Source organism: Streptomyces sp. NPDC051104, assembly GCF_040682835.1.
GTDB lineage: Bacteria > Actinomycetota > Actinomycetes > Streptomycetales > Streptomycetaceae > Streptomyces > Streptomyces cynarae.
Genome location: NZ_JBFBBS010000001.1, coordinates 660871 through 672034 on the forward strand (window position 1 = coordinate 660871; position 11164 = coordinate 672034).

At 72.0% G+C, this 11164-nt stretch carries 10 protein-coding genes; 3 read left to right on the top strand and 7 right to left on the bottom strand.

Annotation, left to right across the window (positions count from 1 at the left end):
• Positions 1–56: 56 nt before the first annotated feature.
• Positions 57–833 (top strand): hypothetical protein, encoded by a 777-nt coding sequence (locus AB0N14_RS03245; RefSeq protein WP_366024005.1) that lies wholly within the window; start codon positions 57–59, stop codon positions 831–833.
• Positions 834–920: 87 nt separating this feature from the next.
• On the opposite strand, the gene AB0N14_RS03250 is transcribed toward AB0N14_RS03245, so the two are convergent.
• From AB0N14_RS03250 to AB0N14_RS03270, 5 genes are all read right to left on the bottom strand, one after another.
• Positions 921–1910, bottom strand: a complete 990-nt coding sequence (locus AB0N14_RS03250) for a malate dehydrogenase (RefSeq protein ID WP_366024006.1) — start codon at positions 1908–1910, stop codon at positions 921–923.
• Positions 1911–2340: 430 nt separating this feature from the next.
• Complete coding sequence (locus AB0N14_RS03255) at positions 2341–3573, bottom strand: DUF2690 domain-containing protein (RefSeq protein ID WP_366024007.1); 1233 nt, start codon at positions 3571–3573, stop codon at positions 2341–2343.
• A gap of 446 nt (positions 3574–4019) precedes the next feature.
• A complete protein-coding gene (locus AB0N14_RS03260) occupies positions 4020–4682 on the bottom strand; it encodes a helix-turn-helix transcriptional regulator (RefSeq protein WP_366024008.1) in 663 nt (220 codons plus the stop codon).
• 323 nt (positions 4683–5005) lie between these two features.
• Positions 5006–5518, bottom strand: coding sequence for a DUF3017 domain-containing protein (locus AB0N14_RS03265; protein WP_366024009.1), 513 nt, complete (start codon positions 5516–5518; stop codon positions 5006–5008).
• Positions 5508–6362: a bifunctional methylenetetrahydrofolate dehydrogenase/methenyltetrahydrofolate cyclohydrolase gene (locus tag AB0N14_RS03270; protein WP_366024010.1), complete on the bottom strand. Its 855-nt coding sequence runs from the start codon at positions 6360–6362 to the stop codon at positions 5508–5510. Before AB0N14_RS03270 ends, AB0N14_RS03265 begins: the two co-directional genes overlap by 11 nt.
• 269 nt (positions 6363–6631) lie before the next feature.
• On the opposite strand from AB0N14_RS03270, the gene AB0N14_RS03275 reads away from it, so the two are divergent.
• Positions 6632–7360, top strand: coding sequence for an RDD family protein (locus tag AB0N14_RS03275; RefSeq protein WP_366024011.1), 729 nt, complete (start codon positions 6632–6634; stop codon positions 7358–7360).
• A gap of 148 nt (positions 7361–7508) precedes the next feature.
• On the opposite strand, the gene purH is transcribed toward AB0N14_RS03275, so the two are convergent.
• Together purH and purN are read right to left on the bottom strand one after the other, a co-directional pair.
• The gene (purH, locus tag AB0N14_RS03280; RefSeq protein WP_366024012.1) at positions 7509–9095 is read right to left on the bottom strand and encodes a bifunctional phosphoribosylaminoimidazolecarboxamide formyltransferase/IMP cyclohydrolase; all 1587 of its coding nucleotides are present in this window, start codon (positions 9093–9095) and stop codon (positions 7509–7511) included.
• The gene (purN, locus tag AB0N14_RS03285) at positions 9092–9742 is read right to left on the bottom strand and encodes a phosphoribosylglycinamide formyltransferase (protein WP_366024013.1); all 651 of its coding nucleotides are present in this window, start codon (positions 9740–9742) and stop codon (positions 9092–9094) included. The genes purH and purN overlap by 4 nt, the downstream gene beginning before the upstream one ends.
• Before the next feature lie 365 nt (positions 9743–10107).
• Between purN and AB0N14_RS03290 the strand changes: the two genes are divergently transcribed.
• On the top strand, positions 10108–10893 hold the full coding sequence (locus tag AB0N14_RS03290) for a hypothetical protein (RefSeq protein WP_366024014.1): 786 nt from the start codon (positions 10108–10110) through the stop codon (positions 10891–10893).
• Positions 10894–11164: the final 271 nt, after the last annotated feature.

Below are 11164 nucleotides of genomic sequence, written 5' to 3' on the forward strand. Positions count from 1 at the left end.
ACTAAAAATGCGGTCGAAAAGGGTGAAAAGTACGCTGAGCCACTGGAGGTGACGTGATGTCCCGAACCCATGGCTTCGCGATCGCTACGAGCGCCGTGTCTATGGCGCTGCTGTTGCCCCCGATGTTGTTCTCTCCACCGACGAGCGCCGCCGCCCCCGCCCGGGCCGGAGGCAACCAGAGCCCGCAGGAGCTGGCCGCGCAGGCGGAGCGGGGGCTGCGGAACGCCACATCGGTGCGGCTCGTCTACGAGGACCGCAGCGCGACGGCGAGGTCCAGCAAGCGTCTGCCGACGGCAATGGACCTCGCCCTCGACCGGGCCGGCAACTGCGCCGGCACCATGACGCTCGGTGGACACGGCGGCACCGTCCAGATCGTCAAACGGGGCACCGACGTGTGGCTGAAGCCGGACGCGGCGTTCTGGAAGGCGGAGTACCCCGGCAAGCGGGGTGTCGGCCTGGCCACGACGTTCGGCAACCGCTACATCCACGGCTCCACGTCCAGCAACCTGCTGGCCGGCATCGCGAGCACCTGCGACCTCCGTGAAATCCAGGACGTCGCGAAGGTCTCCGCTCCCTCCTCCCTGAAGGAGGGCCTCGCGACGACCCTGAACGGCACCCAGGTGGTCCCCCTGTCCTTCCAGGTGAACGGCTTCACCTCGACGCTGTACGTCACCACGGGCAAGAACCACCGCCTCTACCGGGCGGCCCAGAAGGGCCCGGACACGGATCTGAGCCTCACCTTCACGGGCTACAACGTGCCGGTACCGAGGACGACCCCGCCCGCCGGCCAGACGGTCGACATCTCACGGGTCCCGCAGCCGCCGCGGAGCTGACGGAGAGGACAGGTGCCCCGGGCACGAAGAACGGGCCCCGCTCCGGACGCAACCGGAACGGGGCCCGTGGCGAGGGGCGCCGACGTGTCAGATGAGGCCGAGGCCGCGGACCGCCTCGCGCTCCTCCTCGAGCTCCTTGACGGAGGCGTCGATGCGGGCGCGGGAGAACTCGTTGATGTCCAGGCCCTGGACGATCTCGTACTTGCCGTCCTTGGTGGTGACCGGGAAGGAGGAGATCAGGCCCTCGGGGACGCCGTAGGAGCCGTCCGACGGGATGGCCATGGAGGTCCAGTCGCCCTCGGCGGTGCCGTTGACCCAGGTGTACACGTGGTCGATGGCGGCGTTGGCGGCGGAGGCGGCCGACGAGGCGCCGCGGGCCTCGATGATGGCGGCGCCGCGCTTGGCGACGGTCGGGATGAAGTCCTCGGCCAGCCACTTCTCGTCGTTCACGACCTCGGCGGCGTTCTTGCCGGCGACCGTGGCGTGGAAGATGTCCGGGTACTGGGTGGCGGAGTGGTTGCCCCAGATGGTCAGGCGCTTGATGTCGGCGACCGTGGTGCCCGTCTTCTTCGCGAGCTGCGTGATCGCGCGGTTGTGGTCGAGGCGGGTCATCGCGGTGAAGCGCTCGGCCGGCACGTCCGGGGCGGCGGCCTGGGCGATCAGCGCGTTGGTGTTGGCCGGGTTGCCGACGACCAGGACCTTGATGTCGTCCGCGGCGTGGTCGTTGATGGCCTTGCCCTGCGGCTTGAAGATGCCGCCGTTGGCCGAGAGCAGGTCGCCGCGCTCCATGCCCTTGGTGCGCGGGCGGGCGCCTACGAGGAGGGCTACGTTCGTGCCGTCGAAGGCGACGTTCGGGTCGTCCGTGATGTCGATGCCCTGCAGCAGCGGGAACGCGCAGTCGTCGAGCTCCATGGCCGTGCCCTCGGCCGCCTTGAGCGCCGGGGTGATCTCCAGAAGGCGGAGCTTGACCGGCACGTCCGCGCCGAGCAGCTGGCCGGAGGCGATGCGGAAGAGCAGTGCGTAGCCGATCTGGCCGGCCGCGCCGGTGACGGTGACGTTCACGGGAGTGCGGGTCATGGCGTTCTCCGTATGACAGCTGGCGGTGGGGCGTCGTCGCCCCGGGGTGCGGGATCCCCGTCACCGGTTCGTGGCCGGCGCCCGCCGCGATGATCGATCACGGTACGAATGATCGATCTCTTGGCGTCAAGAGAGATCCAGCCGTCAGGCTATCGCGCATCCGGTATCCCGCACGGCCGGGCCCGTGTGGCCCGGCCCACAACCCTCATGAGGCGGCGGCCGCCTGCTCGATGAGGGGGGACTGAGCGGCGGCCGCCGTGGGGGGATGTCCTACCGGAAGGGAGTTTCGGCCCTCCGGCGCTGCCGGACTCCCGTGGGGGTGTACGGTCCGCTTGCCCCGCGACGAGAAGCTCATGCCTGTCGTGGCGTGATTCTTTTGCGCGAGAGACGCACGGCACCCGTCCGCGCGCCCCTCGCTGTCGCCGCCGTGCTACTTCGTGCACCCCTTCTGCCCCGACTTCAGCGTCACGCAGGCCTTCGCCGCGGCCCCGCCCCTCACCGCCACCATCGGGGTGTACGCGTCGGTGTCCCCTGCCGTGGTGACCGAGCCGGTCTGCTTCGTCGCCCCGGCCGCGGACACCTCGACCGTGTCGCCCAGCGCCGCCCGGGTGATACGGGCCCACGCGGCGCCGCAGGTCCTGCTGTGGCGGACCTCGACGAGGGTGGTGCCGACGGTGACGCTAGTGCTGGTCGTGGCCTGGGTGCCACCGCAGCCCATGGTCTCCGGGTCCTTGCCGGTACAGCTCGCGCCGGCGCACTTGACGCCGGGCGGCAGGTCGGCGTCCGGGCTCGGCGAGGCCGCGGACGGCTTGGGGACGGCGGCTTTCTCGTCGTTGCCGTCGGCGAGGTAGAAGGCCGCCGCGATCATCAGCAGCGCTCCGGCGAGGCCCGCCACGAACATGGTCAGCCGGCGCTTGCGGCGCGCGGTGCCGGACCCGCCGCCGTCGTCCGGCCGGGCGTCGGACGGCGCCGGTCCGTGCGGCCCGGACCCGTCCGGTGCGGGGGGCGGAGCGGGAGCGGGAGCGGGAGCAGGGGCCGGTGCGCCGGACTTGGGTGCCGCGGCCGGGCTGCGGCGGGCTCCCGACGGCCCCTTGAGCCCGGCGAGTCCCCAGGAGTTGCCACCCGCCGAGCCGGCGCCCGTCGAGCCGGCGCCCGCGGAACCGCCGCGCACCGCACCGGAGTCGCCCGCCGCGTCCGGGGCCTGCTCGGGCGTCGGCTGCGGCGGCACCGTCGGGGACACGCCCGCGGGGCCCGCGATGCCCGGCGCCACCGTGGCACTGCGGGCCGCCCTGCCGCCGCGGCCCTGTTTCTCGGTGGCCGCCCCGAACTCGCCGAGCGCGGCGCGCGCCTGGGAGATCCGGATGGCCTCCATGGTTCTGTCGTGGCGCATCTCCGCCCGGCTCCAGGCCCGTTCGGCCAGCTCCCACATGGTGGTCAGATGGACAGGATGGGTGCCGGTCACCTCGGCCAGCGCGACGATCGCGCCCTTCGGCGCGAGCAGCCGGCCGTTCAGGTACCGCTCCCAGGACGTCTTGCTGTAGCCGGTGCGGTCGGCCACGGCGGAGACGCTGAGGCCGCTGCGGTCCACGAGCCGCCGCAACTGTGCCGCGAACTCCTTGACCTGCGGATCGAGTTCATCGGGCAAGGCCTTCCAGCGAGGCATTGCTTCCCCCCTCTTCCCCCGGTACATCCTGTTGTTCCCCCGTGCGTGGTGCCCGCTCCCCGTCCCCGTTGTGGCTACCCACGCCGGACGCGCCCGGCCGGGGCTTCCGTCCCCGGAGCGGGGCGCACGGAGGCAGCCGGACGGGAGCGAGCGCCGTCGCACGCCCCCGTGGGTCTCCGGACCAGTGTCCACCGCCTGTTCGTACGGCCGAACAGAACGCCCTGTTCACCGCGCGGGACGCCCCGGACCGTCCCGATCGGACACGTTAGCGGCCATGTGCGAAGTTCGCGGTCCATGCGCGAACTTGTCAACACATCGACACAACGGGGACACAGCGGCGACCTCAGTGGACACGGGGAACACGGGGAACACGGGGGACACGGGGGACACGGGGGTCACGGGGGACTCAGAAGACTCCGGGAGACTCCGAACACCTCACCCGAAGGTCAGGACCCGAAGGTCACGGCGCCGACGACGGCGACGACGAGCAACGCCAGCAGCCCGAGAACCGCGGCGAGAAGGAGGCGGCGGCCGGCGGGCCGCGGCTCGGGCTCCTCCTCGAGCCGGTCCCACCACGGAATCGTCGGCTCCTCTTCGTATTCCCCCGGGACGGGGACGGGCGCCGGAGCTCCGGCGGGGGCGGTGGCCGGACTTCCGGCGGAGGCGGGAGCGGTTGCCGAACCTCCCGCTGAGGCGGGAGCGGTTGCCGGAGCTCCTGCCAGGGTGAGCACGGTGGCCGAGCCTTCCACCGACGCGGGAGCGGTGGCCGAAGCCCCCACCGGGGCGGAAGCAGTAGCCGGGCCCCCCGCCGGTGCGGGCGCCGGAGCCGGTTGCCGGGGCCAGGCGCGCACCGCCAGCTCCCAGCGCACACCGAAACGTTCGGCCTCTTCCGCCTCGAGCCCCGCGACCCGGCACAGCGCCGTGACCGCCTGGCGGGGCGGCGGCTGGGTGGCGTTGAGGTAGCGCTGCCAGGAGGACTTGCTGTACGCGGTGCGGGCGCCGAGTGCGACGAGGCTGAGCCCGGTGCGGTCCTTCAAGAGCCGCAGCTGTTCCACGAAGTGCCGTACCTCCGGCGGCAGATCGTCCGGCAGCCGCTGCCAGGCGCCCATCCCTCACCCCTCCGCGTCACCCGGTCAAAAAGCGTGTTTCCGTTCGATTGACGACGTCAGGGCCGAGGCCGGTTCCGTTGCGGGGCGCGGACACCGTAGCGGAACGGTCACTTCCGTGCCACAGCGAACTGTCAGGTATTGAACAGCTCCGGCATGTACATGAATGTGTTTTCGGCGCCCGGTTCCGGACGGGGGTCGGGACCGGGCGCCGCCCGAGGTCGGACACGCACTCTGTTCGGTAAGGGGGACCGTTCAGTACGGCCCGTCCCTGTACGGCCCGTTCAGGATGGCCCTTCGCTACGAACCGCTCGGCTACGCCCCGTTCAGGTACGGACCGTGAAGTGCAGCGTGTCGTCCAGGAACGGTATCTCCAGCCACGGGTGGGGCTGCGCCATCATCGCGAGCAGCACGATGGCCACGCCCAGGACCCCGTACGTGATCATGTCCGTGAAGCGGGACCGCACAGCGAGCATGCCCACGTCGGGCAGCGCCCAGCGCATCACGGCGCCGCCCAGCAGCGCGACGCCGATCAGGATCGTGCCGAAGCGGAACGCGTCCAGCGCGGTCACCAGCAGCCCGAGGCCGACGACGGCCAGCACGGCGAGGACCGGCCACTGCCGGGCGGGCGCGGGAGCGTCACGGGGCGCGGCCCCGCCGCCACCCTCGGGCCGCGCGGTGTCCCGCGTGACCCGCGGAAACCGCCGGGTGACGCGCCGTGGCACACCGTCCGCGTCGGGGGCGCTGACCGCGTCCGTCACCACCGGCTCGGTGTCGGCTTCCCGCTCCTCCGCGGCCCCCTTCTCGGGGTCGCCCGCTGGCCTGGCCTCAGCCGACACTGCGCTCCGCCGCCTCGACCACGTTGACGAGGAGCTGGGCGCGGGTCATCGGGCCGACACCGCCCGGGTTCGGGGAGATCCAGCCGGCCACCTCGGCCACGTCCGGGTGGACATCGCCGACGATCTTCCCCTCGGCGTTGCGCGAGACACCGACGTCGAGGACGGCGGCGCCCGGCTTCACGTCCTCGGGCCGGATCAGGTGGGCGGAGCCCGCCGCGGCGACGATGATGTCGGCGCGCTTGAGGTGGGCCGAGAGGTCACGGGTGCCGGTGTGGCACTGGGTGACCGTGGCGTTCTCGCTGCGCCGTGTCAGCAGCAGCGGCATCGGGCGCCCGATGGTCACGCCCCGGCCGACGACCACGACCTCGGCGCCCTTGATCTCCACGCCGTGGCGGCGCAGCAGGGTGAGGATGCCGTTGGGGGTGCAGGGCAGTGGGGCCGGCTCGTTCAGCACGAGACGGCCGAGGTTCATCGGGTGCAGGCCGTCCGCGTCCTTGGCCGGGTCCATCAGCTCCAGGATCCGGTTCTCGTCGATGCCCCTGGGCAGCGGCAGCTGCACGATGTAGCCGGTGCAGGCCGGGTCCTCGTTGAGCTCGCGGACGACCGCCTCGATCTCCTCCTGGGTGGCCGTCGCGGGCAGCTCACGCTGGATCGACGCGATGCCGACCTCGGCGCAGTCGCGGTGCTTGCCCGCGACGTACTTGCGGCTGCCGGGGTCGTCCCCGACGAGGATCGTGCCGAGGCCGGGCGTGACGCCCTTCTCCTTCAGCGCCGCCACGCGGGCGGTCAGATCGGACTTGATCGCGGCTGCGGTGGCCTTGCCATCGAGAATCTGGGCGGTCATGGTCCCATCCTCGCGGATGACCCGGCCCCGGTTCCAATCCGGGTGGGAACCGGTTCGGACGGTCGTCGGCGGGCGCGCCCGGACCGGGAGGATCGCGCACATTGCGACTGCACAACACATGTTTCCGCCGACTGGACAAATTGTCGCCGCTGCTAGAACGATGAACGGCGCAGTGCTGCGGTTCGTGTTCGGGGGGCAACCGCTGGGTTCGTGACGTTCCTCCGCGCAATCCGCACCGTCCCCGCATGCGTCAACGGAGGAAACCGGCCATGAGTTTCGGCTCGCCCAACAACCCCTACGGACAGCCGCAGGACCCCCAGCAGGGGTACGGCTACCCCCAGCAGGGCCAGCAGTACCCCCAGCAGGGTCAGCAGCCCGGCTACGGCTACCCGCAGGCGCCGGGCGTGCCGCCGCAGGGGGGCTACGGCTACCCGCAGGCGCCGGGCGTGCCGCCGCAGGGGGGCTACGGCTACCCGCAGCAGCCGGGCTACGCGGGCGGCGGCGCCCCCGCTCCCCGGGTCGCCTCGATGGGCCGCCGGTTCGGCGCCCGCCTGATCGACGGCGTCGTCTTCGGCGTCATCTACGCCATCCTCGCCGTCGCGGGCGCCGCCGGTGCCGTCGGCGCGGCCAAGGACTGCGACCCGAACGCCGCCGACTACAGCACCTGCATCAACAACGCGAGCTCGGACTTCGTGGCCAAGTTCACCGCCGTGATCGGCATCCTGGCGATCATCGGACTGCTCTACGAGTGGCTGATGGTCGGCCTGGTGGGCCGCACCCTGGGCAAGATGGCCCTCGGCCTGTACGTGGTGAACGCCGAGACGGGCCAGAAGCCGGGCCTGGGCAAGTCCTTCATCCGCTGGATCATCCCGATGGTCGGCTCCATCGCCTGCGGTATCGGCCAGCTCCTGGTCTACCTGTCCCCGTTCTGGGACAAGTCCGGCCGCCAGCAGGGCTGGCACGACAAGGCCGCGGGCACGATGGTCGTCCAGAACTGACCGCGGTCACGACGCGCAAGGGCCGTGCCTCGCCCCGTCAGGGGAAGGCACGGCCCTTGCGTGTCGGGTGCAGCCCGCGTCAGAGCGTGAAGTACCGCGGCGGGGCCGGCGTTCGCCCGATGGCGCCCGTCGGCCCCGCACCACGGTGTCAGTGGAAGAAGTGCCGCGTCCCCGTGAAGTACATCGTCACGCCCGCCTTCCGGGCCGCCTCGACGACCTGCTCGTCGCGGATCGAACCGCCGGGTTGCACGATCGCCTTGACGCCCGCGGCGATCAGGATCTCCGGGCCGTCGGGGAACGGGAAGAAGGCGTCCGAGGCGGCGTACGAGCCGCGCGCCCGCTCCTCGCCCGCCCGCTCGACCGCGAGCTTGCAGGAGTCCACCCGGTTGACCTGACCCATGCCCACGCCGACGGAGGCACCGTCCTTGGCGAGCAGGATGGCGTTGGACTTGACGGCGCGGCAGGCCTTCCAGGCGAAGGCGAGCTCCTTCAACTCCTCGGCGCTCAGCGCCTCACCCGACGCCAGGGTCCAGTTGGCGGGGTCGTCGCCGTCGGCCTGGAGGCGGTCGGTGACCTGGAGCAGCGCACCGCCGTCGATCTGCTTGATCTCGGCCGGGTTCTCGGGGGCGTTCGGGGCCTTCAGCACCCGGATGTTCTTCTTCTTGGCGAGCGCCTCGAGTGCGCCCTCCTCGTAGTCGGGCGCGACGATGACCTCGGTGAAGATGTCGGCGACCTGCTCGGCCATCTCCCGGCTCACCGGGCGGTTCACGGCGATGACGCCGCCGTAGGCGGAGACGGGGTCGCAGGCGTGCGCCTTGCGGTGCGCCTCGGCGACGTCCGCGCCGATCGCGATGCCGCACGGGTTGGCGTGCTTGATGATGGCGACGCAGGGCTCGGCGTGGTCGTACGCGGCACGGCGCGCGGCGTCCGTGTCCGTGTAGTTGTTGTACGACATCTCCTTGCCGTGCAGCTGCTCCGCCTCCGCCAGGCCGCCCCCCGCGACGGAGTCGCTGATGGATGCAGTGTCGACGTAGAGGGCGGCGGGCTGGTGCGGGTTCTCGCCGTAGCGCAGGGTGTTGCGGCGCTCGTAGGTGGCGCCGAAGAAGTCGGGGAAGACCGAGTCGTCGACGGGCGCGTACGAGGACGCGAACCAGGAGGCGACGGCGACGTCGTAGGCGGCGGTGTGCTGGAAGGCCTCGGCGGCGAGCCGCTTGCGGGCGGTGAGGTCGAAGCCGCCGTCGCGGACGGCGGCGAGGACGTCGGCGTACCGGTCGGGGCTGGTCACCACGGCCACCGACGGGTGGTTCTTGGCGGCGGCGCGGACCATCGAGGGGCCGCCGATGTCGATCTGCTCGACGCACTCGTCGGGGGAGGCGCCCGAGGCGACGGTCTCGCGGAACGGGTAGAGGTTGACGACGACGAGGTCGAACGGCTCGACGCCCAGCTCGGCGAGCTGCTGCCGGTGGGTCTGGAGGCGCAGGTCGGCGAGGATGCCCGCGTGGACCTTGGGGTGCAGGGTCTTGACCCGGCCGTCCAGACACTCGGGGAAGCCGGTCAGCTCCTCGACCTTGGTGACGGGGACGCCGGCGGCGGCGATACGGCCGGCGGTGGAACCGGTCGAGACGAGCTCCACGCCCGCCTCGTGCAGGCCACGGGCGAGCTCTTCGAGCCCGGTCTTGTCGTAGACGCTGACGAGCGCGCGCCGGATGGGCCGCTTGGTGCTCTCGGCGGTCACTGGATAACTACCTTTCGTCCCTCAATGCGATAGCCGTTGCGGGCGATCCGCCCCACGACCTCGACGAGCAGTCTTCGCTCGACTTCCTTGATGCGCTCGTGCAGGGCGCTCTCGTCGTCCTCGTCCCGGACCTCCACCACGCCCTGCGCGATGATCGGCCCGGTGTCGACGCCGTCGTCGACGAAGTGGACGGTGCAACCGGTGACCTTGGCGCCGTACGCGAGCGCGTCACGCACACCGTGGGCTCCGGGAAAGCTGGGCAGGAGAGCGGGGTGGGTGTTGACGAACCGCCCGCCGAACCGGGCGAGGAACTCCTTGCCCACGATCTTCATGAACCCGGCGGAGACGACGAGGTCGGGTTCATAGGAGGCGACGGCCTCGGTGAGGGCCGCGTCCCACGCGTCCCGGCTCTCGTAGTCCTTCACCCGGCACACGAAGGTGGGCAGCCCGGCGCGCTCGGCGCGGGCGAGGCCCTCGATCCCGTCGCGGTCGGCGCCGACGGCCACGACCTGGGCCCCGTAGGCGGCGGGGCCTGTCTCGGCGATGGCGTCGAGAAGCGCCTGCAGGTTGGTGCCCGAACCGGAGACCAGGACGACCAGGCGCTTGGCCGCGGACTCGGTGACGGTCTCGGCCACGGACTCGGGCACGGCGGGGCCCTTTCTCGGCGAAGTATGCGTGCGGTCGCTCGGGAGAGCGTTTGTGCGGTCGTACGAATGCTTCGCGCCCCGGGATACGGGGAAGTCTACGAAGCGGCCGACCGTCAGCAACGATACCGGCACACCGGCAGGCCCCCGGGCGACGGGGGCGTGGCCGGAAGGTAGCGTCTGGGGAGGAGCCACCCGGAGATGCGGCCCGGAAAGCGGTCAGGGCGGGGGAACGCCGCACCTGCGCGGGACGTTGACCGGGTGAGGGGGGACGCCCGCGGCACCGCCTGCGCGGGGCGCGCCCGCCGCACGGCGAGCTCCATGGACGAACCGCCCGCCCGTACCACCAAGGGGAAGACGCACACCTGATGCCGGACCGCAGTCTCCGACTCCCTCCGCTGCTGCTGCGCGAGCGGCACCCTTCGCCTGTGCCGCCGCAGGAGAGCGACGGGGCACCGTCCGCAGGCGGCGGTTCCGGCGGGGACGGTGGGAGGCCCGAGGAGGCACCGACGGACGACAATCCGTTCGCGCCACCGCCGGAGGGGGCACCGGACCGGCCCTGGCAGCCGCGCCGCCCCGGCCAGGGGCAGGGCGGCTCCGGCGAAGGCGGACGTTCGCCCTGGGGCAGCCAGTGGAGCGACCGGCAGCCGGGTGCCGCGACGGGCGGCCGCTTCGGCGAGCGCCCGGGCAGTCCGGGCGGCCCCGGCGGACAGGGCGGCCCCGAGGGTCCGGGCTCCGCCGGCCCCGGTGCGGGATCGCGCTGGGACCCCAGGGACCCGGTCCAGCGCCGTGCGCGGTACGCACTGCTGGGCGGTATGTGGGCGTTCTTCTTCGCGCTGTTCAGCTGGCAGTACGTGGCGCTGCTGCTGGGCGCGCTGTCGCTGTACTGGGGCGTGAGCGCCCTGCGCGCGAAGCCCCGCACCCCCGACCCGAACGACTCGACGCTCCCGGCCCGCCCCCAGACCACGGCAGCGATCAGCGGTCTGGTCACGGCGTCGCTGGCGCTGGCGCTGGTGGCCACCACGTTCGCGGCGCAGCTGGCTTACCGGGACTACTACACGTGCGTCAACGACGCCTTGACGACGGCGTCGAAGCAGTCCTGCAACGACCTTCTACCGAAGGACCTGCGGGGGGTACTGGGGACGAACGGCTGACCTTCCCGGCCGGCCGTATCGCATCCGCGCCCGTGGACGGAGTCTTCTCCGGTCCGGTGCAGGGGATCCCGTCCGGTCCTGTGGACGGAATCCCCCTCCAGCCCGGTGAGCGGAATCCCCTCCAGCCCTGTGGACGGAACTCCGGTCCGGTGAGCGGAATGCCCTCCGGCCCGGTGGACGGAATCCCCCTCCAGCCCGGTGAGCGGAATCCCCTCCAGCCCTGTGGACGGAACTCCGGTCCGGTGAGCGGAATGCCCTCCGGCCCGGTGAC

Excerpts from the sequence above, each read along its gene's own strand:
- AB0N14_RS03245 (WP_366024005.1), top strand. The coding sequence starts at position 57 with ATGTCCCGAACCCATGGCTTCGCGATCGCTACGAGCGCCGTGTCTATG.
- AB0N14_RS03250 (WP_366024006.1), bottom strand. The coding sequence starts at position 1,910 with ATGACCCGCACTCCCGTGAACGTCACCGTCACCGGCGCGGCCGGCCAG.
- AB0N14_RS03255 (WP_366024007.1), bottom strand. The coding sequence starts at position 3,573 with ATGCCTCGCTGGAAGGCCTTGCCCGATGAACTCGATCCGCAGGTCAAG.
- AB0N14_RS03260 (WP_366024008.1), bottom strand. The coding sequence starts at position 4,682 with ATGGGCGCCTGGCAGCGGCTGCCGGACGATCTGCCGCCGGAGGTACGG.
- AB0N14_RS03270 (WP_366024010.1), bottom strand. The coding sequence starts at position 6,362 with ATGACCGCCCAGATTCTCGATGGCAAGGCCACCGCAGCCGCGATCAAG.
- AB0N14_RS03275 (WP_366024011.1), top strand. The coding sequence starts at position 6,632 with ATGAGTTTCGGCTCGCCCAACAACCCCTACGGACAGCCGCAGGACCCC.
- AB0N14_RS03290 (WP_366024014.1), top strand. The coding sequence starts at position 10,108 with ATGCCGGACCGCAGTCTCCGACTCCCTCCGCTGCTGCTGCGCGAGCGG.